The sequence below is a fragment of the Ensifer sp. genome (assembly GCF_035999135.1).
In the GTDB taxonomy this organism is placed as follows: Bacteria; Pseudomonadota; Alphaproteobacteria; order Rhizobiales; family Rhizobiaceae; genus Ensifer.
Map to the genome: position 1 here is coordinate 1 of NZ_DASYGZ010000232.1, position 19546 is coordinate 19546.

Consider the following 19546-nt stretch of genomic DNA (forward strand, 5'->3'; position numbering starts at 1 on the left):
CACGCTGGAGCTGGAAAACGGGCTGATCCTGTCGCCGACGGTCGGCGCCGATGTCGGCTTTGCGTCGCTCGACGGCGAAGGCCTGTTCGGCCGGGTCTCGGCCGGGCTTGCGCTCAGCAACAACGACAATTGGGACCTCGATTTCTCGCTGCTCTTCAACATCGAGGGCGACGGCTCGAAGTCGGCCGGCGCCAAGGTCGGCGCCCGCGTCCGGTTCTGACGATCGCAGGCTGTTCTCCCCTGCCAAGGGCTTCCGACCGAGGGGAGACAGGGCAGGAGGTGCAAGGGCCGGGTCGTGGTCGGCAGTTCCGCTGCTCCGTGCGGGACTGCCGCGACAAGGGATACGAAACTGCGCTGAACGGGCTCGTCTTGCCCAGGCGTTCGATCCGAGTTCCGTCAACGTGTTCGATGCGACGGGCAGGCGCGGCCAGGACGAGCACCGTTGACTGATTGCGGGCGTGGCAGCTGCGCTTGACCGCGGTCAGCAGGATTGAGCGCGGCCAGATGCTCAGCGTGAGACCAGGCTTAAAGGCCGGACTTCAGCTTGCCGCTGATGTAGCGGAATTCCTGTGTCTTGCCGCCATAACCATAGGCCGCCGCCGAGACTTCGTGGACCAGGACATAGCTTTCATGGTGCAGTCGGCCGAGCAACTGCTCGAAGCGCGCGAAGATCGCTTCGAGATAGGCGGCCATTTCCGGCTTGGTATTGGTTCCATCGACGACCTTGATGTCGAGCCAGAAGCTGTTCAGCGCCTGTTCGGCGAGCGACCTGCCGCCGGCGAACCAATGCTCAGGGTCTGCATAGTTGACGACGATCGCGGTGACCGTCGGGTCCTTGCGCAGATGGGTTGCGGTCAGATCGCTGACGGCAGCGGCAATCCGGGTGGACAGGGCGACATCGGCCTTGCCGCTGACGGTGATGTTGATGATGGGCATTTGATCCGTCCTTTCGGGTAGTGTTTCTTGTGTGCACCCAATCTGCCATTCATCTAGGTTCTTTAAAATCGAATTGTTCTGCATCAATAATTCGATTATTGTGAATCTATGCAAATGTTCGATCCGGATCTGTTGCGCACCTTTCTCGCTTTCGCCGAAAGCGGCTCGCTCGCCCATGCCGCCGCTGCCGTCGGACGAACGCCATCGGCGGTTACGTCCCAGATGCAGCGTCTCGAAGCGATGATCGGAGAGCCGCTGCTGGCGCCGTCTGGACGGGGACGTATCCTGACGCCGGCTGGAGAGGAACTGGTCGTCCATGCCCGAAGGATCCTCGAGGTCCACCGCGACGCGTGGTTGAGCCTCAAGGGCGCCAGGGCCGACGGCAGGCTGGCGCTCGGCTGCACCCAGGATTTTGCCGACAGCAATCTGCCGGACCTCCTCAGGCATTTCGGGCGCACACATCCGCGCGTCCGCCTGGATTTGCGGGTCGGGCGGTCGCGCGAGTTGACGGCCGCCTACGATCAGGGGCTGATCGAAGTGTTGATCGTGATGCGGGATGGCGCGATGCCGGATGAACTGGCGGTTCTCCGCGAGCCGATGCTCTGGCTGTCGGCAGCTGTCGACCCGGTTGCTGCGGACGGCGAGCTGCCGATCGCCGTGCTCGATCCGCCCTGCGGCTTTCGCGCTGCCGTGACCGCGGCACTCGATGACGCCGGCCGTTCCTACCGCATTGCCGCCACCAGTCCGAGCCTGTCGGGCGTGCGCGCGGCGGTCAGAAGCGGCCTGGCGCTGACGGCGCGGACGGCCCGTTTTCTCGGAGACGGCGTTGCGGTTGCGCCGCGGTCGCTCGGTCTGCCGCCGCTGCCGAATGCGGAATTCAGCCTGCGGCTGAAGTCAAAGGCGGAAAAGGCGGCTTCGAGCCTCGCACACCTCCTCGCCGACGGCCTGCCTGCCGGAGGCGAACGTACTTGAGATAGCGCGGACTACATCTGCGCTGTCATGCCGCCGTCGACGGTCAGTGTCGTTCCGTTGACAAAGCTTGCCGCAGGGGAGGCGAGGAACACGGCCGCGGGCGCGATCTCTTGCGGGCGTCCCCAACGCTTGAGCGGAATGCGTACATCCACGAAGGCCTGCAGGGCAGGATCGGTGGCAAGGGCTGCATTGGTTTCCGTCGCAAACCATCCGGGGGCGATCGCATTGACCGTCAGGTTGTCGGAACCGAGCTCGACCGCGAGCGAGCGGGTAAGGGCGTCCAGTCCACCCTTGGCGGCCGTATAGGCCGGATCACCGGGCCGAGCGACAGCAGCCGCGATCGAAGTGACGAAGATGATCCGACCGGACGAGGAACGGCGCAGATAGGGCAGCGCCGCCCTGGCCATGGCATAGGCGGCCGTCAGATCGGTGGTGAGCACGGCGGCAAAGGCGGCAGGATCCATGGCATCCGTGCCGCGTCGATCGCGTTCGCCCACGGCATGGATCAGAATATCGAGGCCACCGGTCCTTTCGACGGTCGCGGCAATGATCCGTTCGGCATCAGTCGAGACATCGCCCGCCACGACATCAAGGGTGATACCGTCCTCGGCAACGCGCTGGCGTGTTCTCTCGAGCGCCTCCCGGTTGCGGCCGTTGATGGCAACCGCCGCTCCGGCTGTTGCCAGGGCCTTGGCCATTTCAAGCCCAAGTCCGCGGCCCCCGCCGGTGACCAGCGCCGTCTTTTCCTTGAGGTCGAACATAGGATCTCCAATGCCTTGTGAAGGGCGGATGCCATTTTCGTAGGAATAACACGAAAGAAATCAATGAGCTGCCGTGCATTCTGCGCGTCTGATACGAACCCGGAGCACAGCGCGCGGAAACACATTCCGGGCGAAAGCTTAGCGCCCGCCTGCGCCCAAGCCAACTGCGGATGTCTCTGTTGACGGCGCGTCGTTGTCGCGCACAGCGCTTTTGCGGGTAGTGGCTACCGTTAACCGCTTGCACTGCACCATCTGGTTGCTTAAGCGGCGCGGCGCAATCATGCCTTCTGCGAGGCGGGGAAGAACAGAGAGGTAACAAGATGGCAGTTTCCGACGCCCCGGACCGGCGGGCTCATGCCGGTGGGAACCGGGACGACCTTTTCGTCTCATCTCTTTGTTCTGTCGGCAGGGAGACCTGCTGCACTAGGATTGCATATTCATGTTTGAACTCGAGCAACGGGCCTATCCGGCCGCTCATCGTCTCTTAAACGACCTTTCCTCCACCCACGCGGCCATCGCTGCGGTGCTCGACGGCACCATCGATGGCCAGGTGTGGGTTGACCGGATCAGCGACCCGCGCGTGGCGCTGGTCGCAAACGGCGACGCCTACTTTCTCGCAGGGTCTCCCGACCAGGCCGCCCGGAGTTTTCCGGAATTGAAACGCCTGATGCCGGAATGGGCATACGTTTTCATCGAGGATCGTTGGCAAGATTACCTCGGTGAGATCTGGTCCAACCCTTTCGCCCTGCCTCACCCGCGTATCAGGCTGGGCCTTTTGGGAGGCCCTGGCGGTGGCATGGCCGTCGTCCTGCCCGATGGTTTCACTCTCGCGCCGATCGACCAGGCCCTGCTCGACCTTGGTCCGGGCAATCTCGACACGGTGGCCGACCTGATGGAGCGATGGCGCTCTAGCGGCCTTTTCCTTGAAAAGGCGATCGGTTTTTGCGTGCTTCACGATGGCTGCATCGTCAGCCATTGCGCGACCGACAGCGTCAGCGGCGATCGCTGCGAACTCGGCGTCGGCACCGAACCGACCTATCGCCGCCTTGGACTTGGCAAAGCTGCGGCCGCAGCGACGGTCGCAGAGTGCGTGCGACGGGGTGTCAACCGGATCGAATGGCACACGCATGCGTCCAACCGGGGCTCGATCGCCATCGCCAGGGCTTGTGGCCTTGAGGAACTGGACCGGCACATGGCCTATAGCGGCAACCTGCCTGCGGAAAACGTCGGCGATCTCGATGTTTCGTCCTGCCGCGCCTGGGCGCAGCATCTGGAGCGGGCAAGCGATCAGATCGGCTGGTATCGCTTTCATGCTGCAGGCGCATGGACGCTCGCCGGTGAACACGAACGGGCGCTTGAAAATCTGCGCCTGCTGGTCGATCGCGGCTGGGAGGGCGAGGCTGAATGGCTCGAAAGCTATTGGGCCATCCAAGCGCTCGTCAGAGATCCGCAATTTGAAGCGATCGTCGAGCGGCAACGCGCCGCGAGCGGCGGCTGACATGGATCCGGCCGCGCCCGATGGGCGCGGCCGGTTCGAGGATCAAGCGCTCTCGGCTGAGCCTCGTGCGTCACTTCATCGTATAGACGTCGACCGTAAAGTACTTGTCATTGATCTTCTTGTAGGTGCCGTCGGCGCGGATTTCGTCGAGTGCCTTGTTCAGCTTTTCGCGGAAGTCGTTGTCTTCCTGGCGCACCGCAATGCCCACGCCCTCGCCGACGAACTTCTTGTCGGTGATCGGCTCGCCGACCAGTTCGCAGCAGGCCTTGCCATCCTCATTCTTGGTGACCCAGTCGAGCAGCGGCAGCATGTCGCCGACCTGCAGGTCGAGGCGGCCATTGACCATGTCGAGGTTGGCTTCATCCTGGGTCGGATAGAGTTTGATTTCGGCGTCGGGAAAGGTTGCGGTGATGTAATCGGCCTGCGTCGTGCCGGATTGTGCGCCGATCACCTTGCCCTTCAGCGCCTCGTTGGTGAACTCGGTCAGGCCTGCACCCTTGGGGGCGGCATGGGTCATGGCGGCGAGATAATAGGGATTGGTAAAGGCGACCTGCTTCTTGCGCTCCTCGGTGATGAACATCGAGGCGATGATCAGGTCGTATTTCTTGGCTAGCAGGCCCGGAATGATGCCGTCCCAATCCTGGGCGACCACCTCGCATTCGACCTTCATGCGCTCGCAGAGCGCCAGTCCGATATCGATATCGAAGCCGCCGATCTTGCCGGAGGAATCGACGAAATTGAACGGCGGATAGGCGCCCTCGGTGCCAATCTTGATCTTCTCGGCGCCCTGCGCCACAGAGGCGCTTGTTGCCATGATCGCCAGAACGGCCGCTGCAATCTGTTTCCTCATTTGCGTTCCCCTTGTTTGCATCATTTGTGATGCTTCCGGGAAAGACTAAGTTGCTCCAGCCTATAAGCGAAATAGATAGATGCGATAATTGGTATTGTTCTTATTGATCATCTGTCGAGGCGGTACGGCCTATTTGTAGCGGCCGTGACGCTTGAGCACTTCGATCTTGTATCCGTCAGGGTCGACCAGGAAGAAGAAGCGGGCAAGCAGCACGCCGTCGCGCTCGAAGGCGACGATCTTGCCGGGGTTCAGGCCGGCCTCGGTGAGCCTCAGGTGCTCCGCATCAAGGTCGTCGACGGAAAGGGCGAGATGGCCGTAGCCGTCGCCGAGCGCATAGGGTTCGGTCCGGTCCTTGTTGATCGTCAGTTCGAGTTCGAACTCGGACGCGTCATTGCTGAGATAGACAAGGGTGAAGGTGTCGAAATCCAGCCGCTCGGCGATATCGAGCCCGAGTGCTGTGCGATAGAACGCGACGGACCTGTTCTCATCGAGGACCCGGATCATCGAATGGATCGCCTTGGCCATCTTCGTCTCCTTCATGCTTGAACGTGGGGCAATTAACAGAAGCCGGCCGGCGATGGAACCCGCCTCAGGCGGCGGGTCGGTCCATCAGGTTTTCGGCTGCCGTTTCTTCAACTGCTGTTCCCGGAAGAAGATGAAGAGACCCGAGGCGACGATCAGTGCCGCGCCGACGATGACGGTCGGGCGCGGCGTGTCGCCGAAGAAGAGCCAGCCGAAAACGACCGCCCAGAACAAAAGCGTGTATTGCAAGGGCACGACCGTCGCGGCGTCGGCGAGCTTCAGCGAGCGATTGACGAGGATGTGCGCCAGCATGGCGACGATCCCGAGCATGCCGAGCTGCAGCAGGGCTTCGCCGCTGACAGGCGCCCAGCCGGAGGGATTGGCGCCGACGCCGACAAGCGACAGGACCAGCGCACCGACGATCTGCCAGAAGACGAGCGTCGTGTCCGGCGTGGAGCGCAGCGTGCGCCCAAGCATCAGGGCGAAAGCAAAAGCGGTGCTGCCGATGAGCGCAACCAGCGCCGGCAGGCCGAGGCTTTCTTTCGAGGGCTCTAGCGCGATCAGCACGCCGGCAAAGCCGATGAGGATCGCCGTCCAGCGCCGCCAGCCGACCTTCTCGCCCAAGAGAAACGGCGAAGCGGCCGCGACGTAGATCGGCGCTGCCAGCCAGTAGGTCATGGTATCGGCAAGCGGCATGTAGGCGACCGCGAAGTAGAAGGCCGAGGCATCGATGGCAAACAGCAGCGAGCGGAGCGCCTGCAGGCCCGGACGCTCGACGTTGAACATTGAACGCAGCCCGCGCTTGAGAATGAACGGTGACAGAAACAGCAGCGCAGCCACGCTCCTGATCAGCATCAACTGGCTGACAGAGTAGGTTGCGACCAGCCATTTGCCCATCACGTCGTTGAGCGAGAACATCAACATGCCAAGGAGCATGATGAGGACGCCTGTCCTTGCGGCATTCGAGGCGGTGGCGGGGGCGGTGATCACGGTCATGTCCAGGGCTTTCAGCGAGTTGGGCAGGCCTTGCCATATTCTGGTTGGCCGATCCATCGCCCATAGGCGATCAACCCATAAGTTTTACGAATGAATCGGCCGTCAGAGACTGAAGGCACCGGCATTTTCGGGAAAACTGATTTTCGCACTTCACTGTACCGTCTGGACGGTATAGTAATTTCCCATCGCTGATCGCAACAACACGTTTTCTGGGGAGGAGACGAGAATGCGTTGGATGAAGTGCTTCAAGGCGGCCGCCATGGCCAGCGTCGCGTTTGCCGCCGTACCGGCGTCGGCTGCCGAAGTCTCGATTTTCTGCAGTTCTGCCGGCGCCGAGCTCGAACTCTGCCAATCGGCCTCCGAGGCCTGGGCCAAGGAAACGGGCAACACCGTCAAGATCAACAAGATGCCGGCGAACTGGGGTGAGGCGCTGCCGCTTTACCAGCAACTGCTCGCCGGCAAGTCCGGCGATGTCGACGTGCTGACGCTCGACAACATCTGGGTCGGAACGCTGGCGCCCCATCTCGTCGATCTTCGCGAGAAGGTCCCGGCAGACGAAGTCTCTGCCCATTTCGACTCCTCGCTTGCGGATGCGACCATCGACGGCAAGCTCTTGGCGATGCCATGGTTCGTTGACGCAGGCCTGATGTTCTATCGCAAGGACCTGCTTGAGAAATACGGCAAGGGCGAGCCGAAGACCTGGCAGGAGCTGACCGAAACGGCGAAGTTTGTCCAGGACAAGGAACGCGCCGGCGGAAGTCCCGACATGTGGGGTTATGTGTGGCAGGGCCGCGCCTATGAAGGCTTGACCTGCGACGCACTCGAATGGGTCGCCTCCTTCGGCGGCGGCAATTTCATTGCACCTGACGGCACGATCACCGCCAACAATCCGCAAGCCGTGAAAGCGCTCGACCTCGCCCGGTCCTGGATCAACACAATCAGCCCTGAAGGCGTGCTGAACTATGACGAGGAGGGATCGCGCGGTGTATTCGAGGCCGGCAACTCCGTTTTCCATCGCAACTGGAGTTATGTCTGGGGCACGACCCAGGCGCAGGATTCCTCGCTGCGTGGCAAGATCGGCGTGATGGCGCTGCCGGTCGGCGCCGAGGGGCAGAAGTCGAGCGGATGTTATGGTGCCGGCCTGCTCGGCGTCTCGAAATACGCCGACGACGTGGACGCGGCCGTGAGCCTCGTGCGTTACCTCACCGGCGCCAAGGAACAGAAGCGCCGCGCGCTTCAGGCCTACAGCCCGACCTTGAAGGCGCTCTACGAGGACAAGGACATCCTTGCGGCCAACCCGTCGCTGGCCTTTGCCGAAAAGGCCTATGCCGAAAGCGCCTCGCGACCGTCACAGGTGACCGGCGCTTCCTACAACCGCGTCTCGCAGCGGATCTTCAACGGCGTGCACAATGTGCTGAGCGGCAAGGAGAGTGCTGAAGACGCGCTCGCCAAGGTCGGCAGCGACTTGGAGCGGCTGAAGGCGCGGGGCTGGTAGGTCCCCGTCAATTGCATCGGGCCCGTCGAGGCGGGCCCGCCATCACAGCATCTGAGGAAATCAACGTGAACATTGCGATCGCACCGTGCTGCTGGGGCATCTACTGGCCGCAGGGCAACGAACTCGGCTGGACTGATTATCTCGACCGCATCCGTGCGGCCGGCTATCGGCATACCGAGCTTGGCCCCTTTGGATACTTCTCCACAGACGCCGCCGTGCTTTCGTCGGAATTGGCACGCCGCGATCTGAAGCTCGTCGCGGCCGCCCATGTCCAGACGCTGGCTGACGCGTCCACCTGGCCGGTGCTTGAGGAAAAGACCCACGCCATCTGCAAGCTTTTGTCGGACACAGGCGGCACGCATTTCATCCTCATGGACGAGTCGGAGTTCTATCCGAAGGACCACATGGGCGTCGTCGACGAGAACGGCTGGCGCGCCGTGATCGACCAGACGAACCGCGCCGCCGTCATCGCCCGCAGCCATGGCCTGGCCTTCAGCTTTCACTCGCATGTCGGCACCTGCGTCGAGCATGAAGCCCAGATCGAGCGGCTGCTTGCCGAAACCGATCCTGATCTCGTGGGGCTTTGCCTCGACACCGGCCACCACGCCTATTGGAACGCCGATCCGATCGCGTTCTACAGGCGCCACAGAGATCGCATCAACTCGGTCCACCTGAAGAATGTCGATGGCGCCCTCCGCGCCCGCGTGCTTGCCGAGAACATCCACTCCGACCGTGCCTTCGAGGAGGGCATCATGACCGACCTCGACCGCGGCGTCGTCGATATCGCCGAATTCGTGTCGGTGCTGCGTGAAGGCGGCTACGACGGTCCGCTTGTCGTCGAGCAGGATCTGGCGCGCAACCATCCGGACACGCCGGAAACGATCGCCCGCCGCAACTACGAATTCGTATCGAAGCTCCTGGCGGACGGGGCCGGCGCATGAAGGTCGAGATCCACGAAACGCCCGACGCCATCGGGGCGCATCTAGCCGACCGGATCGTCGCCGGCATCCGTGCGGCGAACGCTGGGGACCGGGCTTATGTGCTTGGCTGTCCGGGCGGGCGCAGCCCGTTGCCTGTTTACCGGGCGCTCGAAAGCCGTCTGGCGAAAGAGCCGGTCGACTGCTCACAGCTGATTGTCGTGATGATGGACGAGTATCTGAGCGCGGACGACGCCGGCGGATTTGCTCCGCCCAGCGCTTCCGCCCACTATTCCTGCCGCGGTTTTGGCGAACGGGAGATCGTTGGACGCATCAACAGGGGGCTGCCGGACGAGTTTCGCATTCCGCATCAGAATTTCTGGATGCCGGATATCGCAGCGCCCGAAGACTACGACGCCCGGATCGTGGCTGCCGGCGGCATCGATCTCTTCCTGCTCGCCTCGGGTGCCGGTGACGGCCATATCGCGTTCAACCCTCCGGGATCGTCGCGCGAGAGTGGCACGCGCATCGTGGCGCTCGCCGAACAGACGCGGCGCGACAACCTCGCGACCTTTCCGGAGTTCACTGACATTTCCGAGGTGCCCTCGCATGGGGTGACGATCGGCATCGGCTCGATCGCCGAACAGTCGAAGGCGGTGGCGATGATCGTCTGGGGTGAGGGCAAGCGGCACGCCTTTTACCGTCTGACGGCTGCGGGCGCTTACGATGCGAGCTGGCCCGCCACGATCGCCGTCGAGTGCCGCAACGCCGAACTACTGGCGGACGCCGCCGCTGCCGGCCAATGGGGAGCGCGGTGATGGGCGCCCATGCGATCGGCATCGACGTCGGGGGAACGAAGACCAAGGCGTGCCTTGTTCGTCTCGCCGACGGTGCTGTTATCACGGAGCGCACCGAGGCGACCCCTTGCCTGGAGGGGGGCAAAGCGGTGCTCGAGCTGGTGGCGTCGCTCGCCACGGCCACGCGCCATGACGGTCAGATGCTTGGCGTCGAGACCGCGGGGCTCGGCGTCTGCCTGCCGGAACTGGTGACTGGCGATGGCAGACCGGCGTCGGCCTGGAATTTCGACTGGCGCGGCCTCGATTACCGTGGCCGTCTCAGCGGTTTTGAGCCGCTGCACATCGAAAGCGACGTCAGGGCTGCCGCCTTCGCCGAGGGATGGATCGGCGCAGGCGTCGATGCTGATCCCTTCGTCTATGTGACGATTTCGACCGGGCTTTCGCACTCGCTGGTGATCGGCGGCACGCCCTACGCCGGTGCGCGCGGCTTTGCGATCCACTTCTCCGGCAGCGATCTCGTCACATTTGCTGGCGAGGGTCGGGATCAGGAAGTGCGCCACAACCTCGAGCTCTTTGCCAGCGGCAAGGCACTCGGCGAGCGCTATGGCCGGGTGATTGGCCGTGAGGATACGAGCGCCCTCCAGCTTTTCGAGGCGGAGGCGAAGGATCCGCGGGCGGCGCGCATGGTCGCCGATGCGCTTGTCTCGCTCGCCTCCTATCTCGGCCAGCTCGTCAATACGCTCGATCCGGCCAAGCTCATTCTGGGCGGCGGCATCGGCGGCGATCCGGCTGTCAACGCCCGGCTTGCGGCGCTGACCAGGCCGTTCATCTGGGCCGATGGGGCGCGCGATCTGCCGATCGTTGCGAGCCAGCTCGGTGATGCGGCCTGCGCCATCGGCGTTGCGGCCCTTGCAAGCAGATCAGCCAATCGGACGGTGCGCCAATGAGTGGAATTGCCCTTACCAATTTCGTCAAACGCTTCGGCGCCCTGACCGTGATCGACAAGGTCAACCTCACCGTCGGGGAGGGCGAGTTCGTCGTCTTTGTCGGCCCGTCCGGCTGTGGGAAATCGACGCTTTTGCGCATGATCGCCGGGCTTGAGGAGATCTCCGACGGCGAGCTCAGCATTGGCGGCGCGCGCATGAATGAGACCCCGCCGGCGCGTCGCGGCATCGCCATGGTGTTCCAGTCCTATGCGCTCTATCCGCACATGAACGTCGAGCGCAATCTCGGTTTCGCGCTGGAAACGGCCCGGCTTGCCGCCGGCGAGATCAAGGAGCGGGTGGCGAAGGTCGCCCGGTTCCTGAAGATCGAGCATCTCCTGGAACGGCGTCCGGCGCAGCTCTCAGGCGGTCAACAACAGCGCGTCGCCATCGGCCGTGCGCTCGTGCGCTCGCAAAAGCTGTTTCTTTTTGACGAACCGCTGTCCAACCTCGACGCCGATCTGCGCATGGAGATGCGCGTCGAGATCGCCCGCATCCACCGCGAGCTGAAAGCGACCACCGTCTATGTCACCCACGACCAGCTCGAGGCGATGACGCTTGCCGACCGCATCGTCGTCTTGAAAGACGGCCATATCTCGCAGGTCGGCACGCCGATGGAGCTCTACGAACGGCCGGCCAACAAGTTCGTCGCCGGCTTCATCGGCGCCCCGCGTATGAATTTCCTGCCGGGCGCGCTGATCGGCGAAGCGGCGGCAAGCCGCCTCGATATCCTTGGCGTTTCGCACCGTCCCGGCCACTTCGATTATGAAGGCGAGGTGAGTGTCGGCATTCGACCGGAGGACCTGATGCTCGGCGGAGGCGACGTCCAGCTGCCGGCGACCGTGCAGCTCGTAGAGCCGCTCGGCGGCGAGGCGCTGGTGCACGCTCGCCTGAGCAACGGCCAGTCATTGGTGCTGAAGGTGCAGGGCAAGCCCGATCTGACGCCAAACGCCGAAATCACCGTCGGCTGGCTGACCTCGAAGGCGCACATCTTCGGCGCCGACGACAAGGCGCTCTCGGTCAAGGGAGCCTGAGATCATGATGGCGGGTTCAAGATCAACGGGACTGCGGCAGGCGCGTGTTCGCACCGCCTGGCTCTTTCTCGCGCCGAGCCTTCTGGTCCTTATAGGCGTCGCGCTCTGGCCGCTCGGCCGCACGTTCCTGTTCTCGTTCACCGACGCTCTGCTCACGGAACCGGATTTTTATGGCTATGTCGGCTTCGACAACTACCGGGCGCTGTTTGAGGATCCGCTGTGGTGGCAGTCCGTCCGCAACACGCTCTATTTCACCGTCATTTCCGTTTCGATTGAAACCGTGCTCGGCCTGACGATCGCGCTGCTGCTCAATTCGCATATCGCCGGGCGCGGCGTGATGCGCGCCATCATCCTCATTCCCTGGTCGATCCCGGTCGTCGTCAGCGCCCGCATGTGGCAATGGATGCTGCACGACCAGTTCGGTATCGTGAACCATGTGCTGAAGCTCGCCGGCGTGATCGACAGCGGCGTTGCCTGGACGGCCAATTCGGCACTGGTGATGCCGGTGATCATTGCTGTCGACGTCTGGATCACCACGCCCTTCATGGTGCTGCTCATTCTTGCGGGGCTATCGATGCTGCCGCGCGGCATCTATGAGGCCGCCTCGATCGACGGCGTGCCGACCTGGAAGCAGTTCACCTCGCTCACTTTGCCGCTGCTTGCGCCCAGCATCGCCGTCGCCGTGCTCTTTCGCCTGCTGGATGCGTTGCGCATGTTCGACCTGAGCTTCGTACTCTCCTCCAACAGCGATGATACCAAAACCGTCTCGATCTATGCCCGCGAGGTGCTGGTCAATTTCCAGGACATGGGCGTCGGATCGGCCGCAAGCACCGCCGTCTTCCTGATGATCGCGCTGGTGACCGCCATCTACGTCACCGTCTTCCGTCTCAACCGCCGTCTGATGGGAGTTTGACATGGTCAGAAGCAACACCGGCAAACGCCTGCACAGGATCGCGATCTACGCGCTCTTCGGCATCGTCGCGCTCTACACGCTGTTTCCGTTCTATTGGATGATCGCCTCGTCGCTGAAATCGGGGCAGGCGATCTTCGACGTCACCTTCTTCCCGGACCTGAAGTTCAACAATTATGCGGCGATCCTGTCCGACGGCGTGTTCCTGCGTTCGCTGCTGAACTCGCTGATCGTCGCCTTCTCGGTGGTGGCCCTGTCGCTGCTGCTTGCCGTCGGCGCCGCTTACGCGCTCGGTCGCATCGATTTCCGCGGCCGTTCATCGATCATGCTGCTCGTGCTCGCCGTCTCGATGTTCCCGCAGATTGCGCTGCTGTCGGGCCTGTTCGAGATGATCCGCTGGCTGGGGCTCTACAATACGATCGGCTCCTTGATCTTCGCCTACATGATCTTCACGCTGCCCTTCAATATCTGGGTGCTGACGACCTTCATGCGCGATCTGCCCAAGCAGATAGAGGAGGCGGCGATCATGGACGGCTGCTCGCCGTTGCGGATCGTGCGCTGCATCTTCCTGCCGATGATGGGGCCGGCGCTGATCTCGACCGGTCTGCTCGCTTTCATCGCGTCCTGGAACGAGTTCATGTTCGCCCTGACCTTCATCCTGACCGACGAGAACCGCACCGTGCCGGTGGCGATCGCGCTCATCTCCGGATCGAGCCGTTACGAATTTCCCTATGGTGCGATCATGGCGGCCTCCACCATCGTCACGGTGCCGCTGATCGTTCTCGCGCTCATCTTCCAGAAACACATCGTCTCCGGCCTGACGGCCGGTGCGGTCAAGGGTTGATTGCCTCAAACGGAGGCGGAAAGGTATTCACATGCTTGTCGTTCGTGTTGGTCTGATCGGGCTTGGCGAGGTAAGCCAGCTGATGCATCTGCCGATCCTTGCAGATCACCGCCACCTGTTCGAAATCGCCGGCGTCTACGACGTTTCGCCGAGCCTGACGCGCTATTGCTCCGAGCGTTATCCCGGCGCGAAAAAGTTCGCGACCGCAGAAGCGTTGGTCGCCTCGCCGGATATCGATGCTGTCTTCATCCTGACGCCGGACCAGACCCACAGCTTCTATCTGGAAATGGCGCTGAAGGCGCAGAAGCACGTCTTTCTGGAAAAGCCCGCCTGCCTGACCCTTGGCGAGATCGATGCCGTCGCGCCGCTGGCGGAGGCAACGGACCGGCTGCTTTTCGTTGCCTACATGCGCCGCTACTCGCCAAGCTTCCTGCGCGCCAAGGCGATGATGCCGGCCCACGACGCCGTGCGCTATGTCCGGGTGCGCGACATCATCTGCGAAGGCCCGTTTTTCATTCGCCAGACCCGCAACATTTTCTATCCGAGCGATCTGGATGCAGGCTTCCTGGCAGACTCCCGAGCGCAGACGACAGCACTCCTGAAGCAGGTGGTCGGAGACGACGCGCCGGCCGATCTGATGCGGGCCTACCAGGTGCTAACCGGGCTCTCCTCGCACAGCCTATCTGCGATGCGTGAACTGATCGGCCTGCCGAAGCGGGTGATCGCCGCCCACCACAAGTGCAACGGCGAATCCATCGTCGCGCTCTTCGACTACGGTCATTTCACCGCGATCTATGAAGCGATGATCGACAATGTCGCCCGGTTCGACGCGCGCATCGAGGTGCTCTCGGATCGCCGACAGCTGCGCGTCAGCTACGACACGCCCTATATCCGCAACCTGCCGACTGCGCTCGAGGTGATCGACAGCACTGACAGCGAGACGGAAACGCGCACATTCGGCCCCGACTACACCGATCCCTTTGCCCTGGAGCTGCGTGCCTTCCACGACCATCTCGTCAAGGGCACCAGGCCAAAAACCACCCTTTCTGACTCGCGCGAAGATCTGGCCCTGATGGCCGAGATCGTCGGTCGCCTGAAGGAAAGTTCGCGGCTATAGCAGGACGATATCCTCAACACCGAGTTGTACCGACATGGCAAAACGCGAAACCGCACGTGACCGTATCCTGACCGCCGCCGAGGCCATCGTCGTCGGCAAGGGCGTGTCGTCCCTCACCTTCGACGAAGTGGCGGAAGAGACCGGCCTCAGCAAGGGCGGCATCCTCTACCACTTCTCCAGCAAGGACGCGCTGGTCCGGGCGATGGTCGAGCGTTTCGTCTATCGTTTCGAGACCGGTCTCTCCGGGCTCGAAACCGAGGACGAGGACCCGCATGGCCGCTATACGCGCGCCTATGTTCGCGCCACCCTCGGTGAGGCGACAAGCACCGGCGACCAGTATGACCGCCTGGGCGCCAGCATTACCGCGGCGCTCTCGAACTTCCCTGATCTCCTGGAGATTGTGCGCCAGCAGAACATCCGTTGCCAGGCGGCCGTCGAGAGCGACGGCCTCGATCCGGTGGAGGCAACGATCACGCGTCTGGCCGTCGAAGGCATGTGGCTGGCGGAAGTCTTCAACGTCATGCATCTCGACCCCGAGATGAAACGGGCCGTGACCGCCCGCCTCTTGGAGCGCACGCACGCGCCGCCATCCCCGAAATAGTGCGCTTCGCGCGCATCCCCTTCAGCGCGCCTGGCGCGCAAAACCAAGGAGTTTACCGATGGGTTACAAGCCGTCTCCCCGTCCCGTTTTCGATCGTCCCACGCTCATCCCCTATGCCGGCGTCACACGCCATCTCTGGGGAGAGGAAAACGCCGGCCTGGTCGACGACTGGATCTATGCCTCGACCGAGAGCATTCACCAGATCGTTTTCGGCATGCAGCCCGGCGGCTGCTTCAAGCACACCGAAGCCTTCCGCACAATCTTCGGCGCCGATGAAGTTCTCTACGTGCTGAGCGGCACGCTCGGTCTTGCCAACCCCGAGACCGGCGAATTCTGCGTTGCCAGGGAAGGCGAGGCGCTGTTCTTCCGCAAAGACACCTGGCACCACGGATTCAACCTCGGCAACGAGCAGGTTCGCGTGCTCGAATTCTTCGCACCGCCGCCGGCCAAGGGCACTTCGGGGCCCTACGCGCGCACCAAACCTTACATAGAAATCGAGCAGTCTCGTTATGGCCAGAGCGAGTTCCTCGGCCGGTGGCCGATGGAGGCCGCAGCGCAGCGCAAGGCGCGGACCATCCACCCGATGCGCGATGCCGATCTGCTCTTCAGCCTCGATCAGCAAACACAGGGCGCCTATACCGGCCTTTTCTGCGCCACCGACCAGCTGACGGTCGGCAAGACGACGGTTCTTGCAGGCAAGCGCACTGGCATCGAGCGCCACAAGGGCGACGAATGCCTCTACGTCGTCTCGGGAACGCTGAACATCCACGTGCTCGATGCGGAGGGCCAGGCGTGGTTCGAGCTCAATCCGCGCGACGGCTTCTACATTCCCGCGGGAGCTGACCACCAGTATTTCAACATGTCCGCAGACAAGGTGGAGTTCGTCTTCGGCGTTGCGCCGGAATTCTGATCGCCGTTGCAAGGGCGACGCCGAAGAGATCTATCGCCGGCGTTGCCCCTTGTGGCGGATGGCCGTCTGTCGAAACCCGGCCGGTTGAGCCACCGGCGGACATCGAAGTGCCTGCGCCCTCGTTTAGTGATACTTGTCCTGTTCCCGCACAAGGATCGCCGGCGCGTTGAGCCCGGCGATCGGCTGGTCGAGATCCCTCGGGATATCGCCTGCCAGCTGGAGGTCGAGATAGCGGGCGCAGCAGACCCTGAGGAACGAAGTGAAGTTGCCAAGGTCATGGCCGGCATCGATCGACTCATGATGCAGCTTGGTGATCAGCTGCGTGACATTCATGCGGTCGCGCTTCGCAATTTCCTCCAGCTTCGACCAGAAGAAATTCTCGAGCCGCACGCTCGTGACCATGCCATCGATGCGAAGCGATCGCGTGGCGCTTTCCCACAGTCTCGCGTCCGCCTTTATGAACAGTTCGCACATCTCGCCCTCCTGGCCGGCCTCCTCAGGCGGCGTTCGTTTTTAGCAGGGCCGAGGCGTCGAGCACAGCCATGAACTGCCGCAGCCAGGACGGATGCGCCGGCCAGGCGGGCGCCGTGACAAGATTGCCGTCCGACACGGCATCGTCGATGGCGATATCGGCATAGACGCCGCCTGCCAGTTCGACCTCCGGACGGCAGGCCGGGTAGGACGAACATTTGCGTCCCTTCAGCACGCCGGCGGCGGCAAGAAGCTGGGCGCCGTGGCAGATGGCCGCCACAGGTTTTCCGGCGACAAAGAAGTGCTGCACGGCCTTGAGCACGTCCGGGTTCAGCCGCAGATACTCGGGCGCCCGGCCACCCGGGATCACCAGCGCGTCGTAGGCCTCGGCGCGGATGCTGGCGAAGGTGGCGTTGAGCGCAAAATTGTGCCCGCGCTTTTCCGAATAGGTCTGGTCGCCTTCAAAATCATGGATCGCGGTCGCAACGGTGTCACCGGCATTCTTGCCCGGGCAGACTGCATGGACTGTGTGGCCGCAGGCAAGCAATGTCTGAAACGGCACCATCGTCTCGTAATCCTCGGTGAAGTCCCCGGTGATCATCAGAATTTTCGAACCTGGCATTTGTTTCCTCCCAAAACCATGGAGGAAGAGTAGCAAGACAAACGAGCCAGCAGGTACTAGCGGAATACTACAGGGAAAATTCTGAGCTCAGGCAGAGAGCTGTCTCATCGACACGCTCAAGCGTGCCTCCGGCAACCACACAGACGAGGATGGCCCAATGCAAACCCGCCTTTTGAACCTCCCGGTCGCCTCTCTCTTTCCGATCGTTCTTCGGTCGCCAGACCTTCCCAGAAAAAGCATGCCTGCGGCCCCCTTGACGTTCCACCGGACGCTGCTAATTAGGAGGCGTACCCTGTTCTCCAGACATCGGACCACGGGGTGAACACTGGTGCCGGGCCCCTCTGGCGAGAGTTTTTACGGCGCTCTCGTGATGTCGGTACCGCCAGCAAATTAGCCGGCGGATTAGCTCCCATGAAAACTGATCTCATGCCTCACGCATGCGCCCCTTCGGCCGTGCGCATTTCTGTTTTGAAACCTCATTTCTTCACCGAAGCCGGTGTTGTCAGAGCGAAGGGGGCACGTTGATGAACCAGCCTCAATCGCACACAAGCTCGCTCGGCTATTTCACCTGGGCCTTCATTGTCACCGCTGTCGGCCTTGTGCTCGGCGCCTGGCTCGGCTGGCAGTCGACCGGCACGATCGGCGGCATGGCCTCGGTCTTCTTCATCTGCACCGTGCTTGCGGTGCTCGAAATCTCGTTGTCCTTCGACAATGCCATCGTCAATGCCAACAAGCTCAAGGACATGACGCCCGAGTGGCAGCACCGGTTCCTGACCTGGGGCATCATCATCGCCGTCTTCGGCATGCGCATCGTCTTCCCGCTGCTGATCGTGGTTATCGCCGCGAAGATCGGGCCGATCGAGGCGATCATTCTTGCGGCAAGCAAGCCGGAAGAATACGCGCGCATTATGAACGACGCCCATCTGCCGATCGCGGCCTTCGGCGGTACCTTCCTGATGATGGTCGGCCTCAGCTACTTCTTCGATCATGAGAAGGATGTTCACTGGATCCAATGGATCGAAAGCAAGATGGCTCGCTTTGCCAGCATCAAGGGCATCGAGATTGCCTTCGTGCTGACGCTGATCCTCGGCTTCTCGACCCTGCTCGATCCGGCTGACGTGCACACCTTCGTCTACTCGGCGATCTACGGTCTGTTGACGTTCCTCGTGGTCGAGGTGGTCGGCGGCCTGCTCGATGCGCAGCAGGAGACTATGAGTGCTGCGGCAAAGGGCGGCTTCGGCGCTTTCCTTTACCTGGAAGTTCTCGACGCCAGCTTCTCGTTCGACGGCGTCATCGGCGCCTTCGCGCTGACGCAGAACCTCTTCATCATCGCGATTGGCCTGGGCATCGGCGCCATGTACGTGCGCTCGATGACGATCATGCTGGTTGAGAAGGGTACGCTCAACGAGTACCGCTACCTGGAACATGGCGCGTTCTACGCGATCCTGATCCTCTCGGTGGTGATGTACGTGCAGACGCTGTTCCACATTCCGGAAGTAATTACCGGCCTTGGTGGCGCAGCCCTCATCGGCATCTCGCTCTGGTCGTCGATCCGCTACAACAAGCGCGAACGCGGGCAGGAACCGGCAGGAGCCCACGCTGAGTAACGGGCCGGCGCTCCGGCGCCAGCCTTGCCCACACGGCGATAGACAGCAACGACGGCCCGGTGGAAACGCCGGGCCGTTTTTTGTTGTTCGGTCCGTCGCATCCCGCATTGCCAAAATGCGCGGCAGACCGGATAAACGGCAGATGCCGGCGGAAGATTTGAGGATTGTGCTTGAGGAGCTCTACAGAGCCGGCGCCTTTCGTGTGCCGGCCGAGGATATCCATTGGCCGCAGGAGCTGCATGCAACGGTCTTCCGCGCTTTGACGATGCAATACATGACGCGCAGGCAGATGGCTGACGGCAGCGTCGAATTCTCGCTGTCGCGTTCCGGCTACGACGCCATCGATGCCGAAATACCCTGGGGCTACATTTTCAGCCGCCGCGTGCGCGACTTCTTCTCCTCTGCCTGGGGGAACGAAAAGGGCTGAAATGCAAAAACGGCCCGGCGGTCTTTCGACCCCGAGCCGTTTGATCCTTGGGAGGATAAGGCGCGCCTCGGCGCGCTGGAATCTGGTTAGCCGCGGCGCGTATCCGGGAAGACTGCCGGGTCGATACCCAGCGTGCGCAGGTCGCTTGCCTTCGGGCGGCGGTGACCTTCAACAGCGGCGGCGGCAGCGCTAGCAGCGCCGAGGACTGCGAAGGCACGGCCGATGAAACCCTTGTGATAAGTTGTGGTTGCCATCGTCTTGCTCGCTTTCGTTTTC

General features: G+C 62.5%; 23 protein-coding genes. 15 read left to right on the forward strand and 8 right to left on the reverse strand.

Annotated features, from left to right (window positions below; translation table 11 throughout):
* Nucleotides 1–220: hypothetical protein (locus tag VGO12_RS30500; protein ID WP_327513515.1), on the forward strand; the 220-nt coding region annotated here is incomplete at its 5' end.
* 305 nt (nucleotides 221–525) lie between these two features.
* On the opposite strand, the gene VGO12_RS30505 is transcribed toward VGO12_RS30500, so the two are convergent.
* The gene (locus VGO12_RS30505; RefSeq protein ID WP_327516478.1) at nucleotides 526–936 is read right to left on the reverse strand and encodes a 4-oxalocrotonate tautomerase family protein; all 411 of its coding nucleotides are present in this window, start codon (nucleotides 934–936) and stop codon (nucleotides 526–528) included.
* Nucleotides 937–1044: 108 nt separating this feature from the next.
* Here VGO12_RS30505 and VGO12_RS30510 point away from each other — a divergent pair, with 108 nt between their 5' ends.
* On the forward strand, nucleotides 1045–1908 hold the full coding sequence (locus tag VGO12_RS30510; RefSeq protein ID WP_327516479.1) for a LysR substrate-binding domain-containing protein: 864 nt from the start codon (nucleotides 1045–1047) through the stop codon (nucleotides 1906–1908).
* 11 nt (nucleotides 1909–1919) lie between these two features.
* Here VGO12_RS30510 and VGO12_RS30515 read toward each other — a convergent pair whose 3' ends face one another.
* Complete coding sequence (locus tag VGO12_RS30515; RefSeq protein WP_327516480.1) at nucleotides 1920–2669, reverse strand: SDR family oxidoreductase; 750 nt, start codon at nucleotides 2667–2669, stop codon at nucleotides 1920–1922.
* A 439-nt stretch (nucleotides 2670–3108) separates the two neighbouring features.
* Here VGO12_RS30515 and VGO12_RS30520 point away from each other — a divergent pair, with 439 nt between their 5' ends.
* Nucleotides 3109–4167: a GNAT family N-acetyltransferase gene (locus VGO12_RS30520; RefSeq protein WP_327516481.1), complete on the forward strand. Its 1059-nt coding sequence runs from the start codon at nucleotides 3109–3111 to the stop codon at nucleotides 4165–4167.
* Between the two features lie 70 nt (nucleotides 4168–4237).
* On the opposite strand, the gene VGO12_RS30525 is transcribed toward VGO12_RS30520, so the two are convergent.
* The 3 genes from VGO12_RS30525 to VGO12_RS30535 all read right to left on the reverse strand — a co-directional run bounded on the left by VGO12_RS30525 (nucleotide 4238) and on the right by VGO12_RS30535 (nucleotide 6535).
* Complete coding sequence (locus VGO12_RS30525; protein WP_414650801.1) at nucleotides 4238–5017, reverse strand: ABC transporter substrate-binding protein; 780 nt, start codon at nucleotides 5015–5017, stop codon at nucleotides 4238–4240.
* 129 nt (nucleotides 5018–5146) lie between these two features.
* Nucleotides 5147–5542, reverse strand: a complete 396-nt coding sequence (locus VGO12_RS30530) for a VOC family protein (RefSeq protein WP_327516482.1) — start codon at nucleotides 5540–5542, stop codon at nucleotides 5147–5149.
* Between the two features lie 84 nt (nucleotides 5543–5626).
* Nucleotides 5627–6535: a DMT family transporter gene (locus VGO12_RS30535; protein WP_327516483.1), complete on the reverse strand. Its 909-nt coding sequence runs from the start codon at nucleotides 6533–6535 to the stop codon at nucleotides 5627–5629.
* Nucleotides 6536–6761: 226 nt separating this feature from the next.
* Between VGO12_RS30535 and VGO12_RS30540 the strand changes: the two genes are divergently transcribed.
* The 10 genes from VGO12_RS30540 (at nucleotide 6762) to VGO12_RS30585 (ending at nucleotide 16143) form a co-directional block, all read left to right on the forward strand.
* Complete coding sequence (locus tag VGO12_RS30540; RefSeq protein WP_327516484.1) at nucleotides 6762–8030, forward strand: ABC transporter substrate-binding protein; 1269 nt, start codon at nucleotides 6762–6764, stop codon at nucleotides 8028–8030.
* 65 nt (nucleotides 8031–8095) lie between these two features.
* Entirely contained in the window at nucleotides 8096–8971 is an 876-nt protein-coding gene (locus VGO12_RS30545) for a sugar phosphate isomerase/epimerase (RefSeq protein WP_327516485.1), read from the forward strand.
* Nucleotides 8968–9765 (forward strand): hypothetical protein, encoded by a 798-nt coding sequence (locus VGO12_RS30550; RefSeq protein ID WP_327516486.1) that lies wholly within the window; start codon nucleotides 8968–8970, stop codon nucleotides 9763–9765. The genes VGO12_RS30545 and VGO12_RS30550 overlap by 4 nt, the downstream gene beginning before the upstream one ends.
* A complete protein-coding gene (locus VGO12_RS30555; protein ID WP_327516487.1) occupies nucleotides 9765–10691 on the forward strand; it encodes an ROK family protein in 927 nt (308 codons plus the stop codon). The genes VGO12_RS30550 and VGO12_RS30555 overlap by 1 nt, the downstream gene beginning before the upstream one ends.
* The gene (locus VGO12_RS30560; protein WP_327516488.1) at nucleotides 10688–11761 is read left to right on the forward strand and encodes a sn-glycerol-3-phosphate ABC transporter ATP-binding protein UgpC; all 1074 of its coding nucleotides are present in this window, start codon (nucleotides 10688–10690) and stop codon (nucleotides 11759–11761) included. Before VGO12_RS30555 ends, VGO12_RS30560 begins: the two co-directional genes overlap by 4 nt.
* A 7-nt stretch (nucleotides 11762–11768) precedes the next feature.
* Nucleotides 11769–12674: a sugar ABC transporter permease gene (locus tag VGO12_RS30565; protein ID WP_327516498.1), complete on the forward strand. Its 906-nt coding sequence runs from the start codon at nucleotides 11769–11771 to the stop codon at nucleotides 12672–12674.
* A 1-nt stretch (nucleotide 12675) separates the two neighbouring features.
* Nucleotides 12676–13515, forward strand: coding sequence for a carbohydrate ABC transporter permease (locus tag VGO12_RS30570; RefSeq protein WP_327516489.1), 840 nt, complete (start codon nucleotides 12676–12678; stop codon nucleotides 13513–13515).
* 31 nt (nucleotides 13516–13546) lie between these two features.
* Nucleotides 13547–14632 carry a Gfo/Idh/MocA family oxidoreductase gene (locus tag VGO12_RS30575; protein WP_327516490.1) on the forward strand — a complete coding sequence of 362 codons (1086 nt, stop codon included), beginning with the start codon at nucleotides 13547–13549 and terminating at the stop codon, nucleotides 14630–14632.
* Between the two features lie 34 nt (nucleotides 14633–14666).
* The gene (locus VGO12_RS30580; RefSeq protein WP_327516491.1) at nucleotides 14667–15233 is read left to right on the forward strand and encodes a TetR/AcrR family transcriptional regulator; all 567 of its coding nucleotides are present in this window, start codon (nucleotides 14667–14669) and stop codon (nucleotides 15231–15233) included.
* Nucleotides 15234–15291: 58 nt separating this feature from the next.
* On the forward strand, nucleotides 15292–16143 hold the full coding sequence (locus VGO12_RS30585; RefSeq protein WP_327516492.1) for a cupin domain-containing protein: 852 nt from the start codon (nucleotides 15292–15294) through the stop codon (nucleotides 16141–16143).
* Nucleotides 16144–16266: 123 nt separating this feature from the next.
* On the opposite strand, the gene VGO12_RS30590 is transcribed toward VGO12_RS30585, so the two are convergent.
* Together VGO12_RS30590 and VGO12_RS30595 are read right to left on the reverse strand one after the other, a co-directional pair.
* Entirely contained in the window at nucleotides 16267–16617 is a 351-nt protein-coding gene (locus VGO12_RS30590; RefSeq protein ID WP_327516493.1) for a ribbon-helix-helix domain-containing protein, read from the reverse strand.
* A gap of 22 nt (nucleotides 16618–16639) precedes the next feature.
* Complete coding sequence (locus VGO12_RS30595; RefSeq protein ID WP_327516494.1) at nucleotides 16640–17236, reverse strand: DJ-1/PfpI family protein; 597 nt, start codon at nucleotides 17234–17236, stop codon at nucleotides 16640–16642.
* Between the two features lie 524 nt (nucleotides 17237–17760).
* Here VGO12_RS30595 and VGO12_RS30600 point away from each other — a divergent pair.
* Nucleotides 17761–18843 (forward strand): DUF475 domain-containing protein, encoded by a 1083-nt coding sequence (locus VGO12_RS30600; protein WP_327516495.1) that lies wholly within the window; start codon nucleotides 17761–17763, stop codon nucleotides 18841–18843.
* A gap of 142 nt (nucleotides 18844–18985) precedes the next feature.
* On the forward strand, nucleotides 18986–19270 hold the full coding sequence (locus VGO12_RS30605) for a hypothetical protein (RefSeq protein ID WP_327516496.1): 285 nt from the start codon (nucleotides 18986–18988) through the stop codon (nucleotides 19268–19270).
* 86 nt (nucleotides 19271–19356) lie between these two features.
* On the opposite strand, the gene VGO12_RS30610 is transcribed toward VGO12_RS30605, so the two are convergent.
* On the reverse strand, nucleotides 19357–19546 hold a 190-nt coding region (locus tag VGO12_RS30610), incomplete at its 5' end, for a hypothetical protein (protein WP_327516499.1).

Excerpts from the sequence above, each read along its gene's own strand:
- VGO12_RS30505 (WP_327516478.1), bottom strand. The coding sequence starts at position 936 with ATGCCCATCATCAACATCACCGTCAGCGGCAAGGCCGATGTCGCCCTG.
- VGO12_RS30510 (WP_327516479.1), top strand. The coding sequence starts at position 1,045 with ATGCAAATGTTCGATCCGGATCTGTTGCGCACCTTTCTCGCTTTCGCC.
- VGO12_RS30515 (WP_327516480.1), bottom strand. The coding sequence starts at position 2,669 with ATGTTCGACCTCAAGGAAAAGACGGCGCTGGTCACCGGCGGGGGCCGC.
- VGO12_RS30520 (WP_327516481.1), top strand. The coding sequence starts at position 3,109 with ATGTTTGAACTCGAGCAACGGGCCTATCCGGCCGCTCATCGTCTCTTA.
- VGO12_RS30525 (WP_414650801.1), bottom strand. The coding sequence starts at position 5,017 with ATGAGGAAACAGATTGCAGCGGCCGTTCTGGCGATCATGGCAACAAGC.
- VGO12_RS30530 (WP_327516482.1), bottom strand. The coding sequence starts at position 5,542 with ATGGCCAAGGCGATCCATTCGATGATCCGGGTCCTCGATGAGAACAGG.
- VGO12_RS30535 (WP_327516483.1), bottom strand. The coding sequence starts at position 6,535 with ATGACCGTGATCACCGCCCCCGCCACCGCCTCGAATGCCGCAAGGACA.
- VGO12_RS30540 (WP_327516484.1), top strand. The coding sequence starts at position 6,762 with ATGCGTTGGATGAAGTGCTTCAAGGCGGCCGCCATGGCCAGCGTCGCG.
- VGO12_RS30550 (WP_327516486.1), top strand. The coding sequence starts at position 8,968 with ATGAAGGTCGAGATCCACGAAACGCCCGACGCCATCGGGGCGCATCTA.
- VGO12_RS30555 (WP_327516487.1), top strand. The coding sequence starts at position 9,765 with ATGGGCGCCCATGCGATCGGCATCGACGTCGGGGGAACGAAGACCAAG.
- VGO12_RS30560 (WP_327516488.1), top strand. The coding sequence starts at position 10,688 with ATGAGTGGAATTGCCCTTACCAATTTCGTCAAACGCTTCGGCGCCCTG.
- VGO12_RS30565 (WP_327516498.1), top strand. The coding sequence starts at position 11,769 with ATGGCGGGTTCAAGATCAACGGGACTGCGGCAGGCGCGTGTTCGCACC.
- VGO12_RS30570 (WP_327516489.1), top strand. The coding sequence starts at position 12,676 with ATGGTCAGAAGCAACACCGGCAAACGCCTGCACAGGATCGCGATCTAC.
- VGO12_RS30575 (WP_327516490.1), top strand. The coding sequence starts at position 13,547 with ATGCTTGTCGTTCGTGTTGGTCTGATCGGGCTTGGCGAGGTAAGCCAG.
- VGO12_RS30580 (WP_327516491.1), top strand. The coding sequence starts at position 14,667 with ATGGCAAAACGCGAAACCGCACGTGACCGTATCCTGACCGCCGCCGAG.
- VGO12_RS30585 (WP_327516492.1), top strand. The coding sequence starts at position 15,292 with ATGGGTTACAAGCCGTCTCCCCGTCCCGTTTTCGATCGTCCCACGCTC.
- VGO12_RS30590 (WP_327516493.1), bottom strand. The coding sequence starts at position 16,617 with ATGTGCGAACTGTTCATAAAGGCGGACGCGAGACTGTGGGAAAGCGCC.
- VGO12_RS30595 (WP_327516494.1), bottom strand. The coding sequence starts at position 17,236 with ATGCCAGGTTCGAAAATTCTGATGATCACCGGGGACTTCACCGAGGAT.
- VGO12_RS30600 (WP_327516495.1), top strand. The coding sequence starts at position 17,761 with ATGAACCAGCCTCAATCGCACACAAGCTCGCTCGGCTATTTCACCTGG.
- VGO12_RS30605 (WP_327516496.1), top strand. The coding sequence starts at position 18,986 with ATGCCGGCGGAAGATTTGAGGATTGTGCTTGAGGAGCTCTACAGAGCC.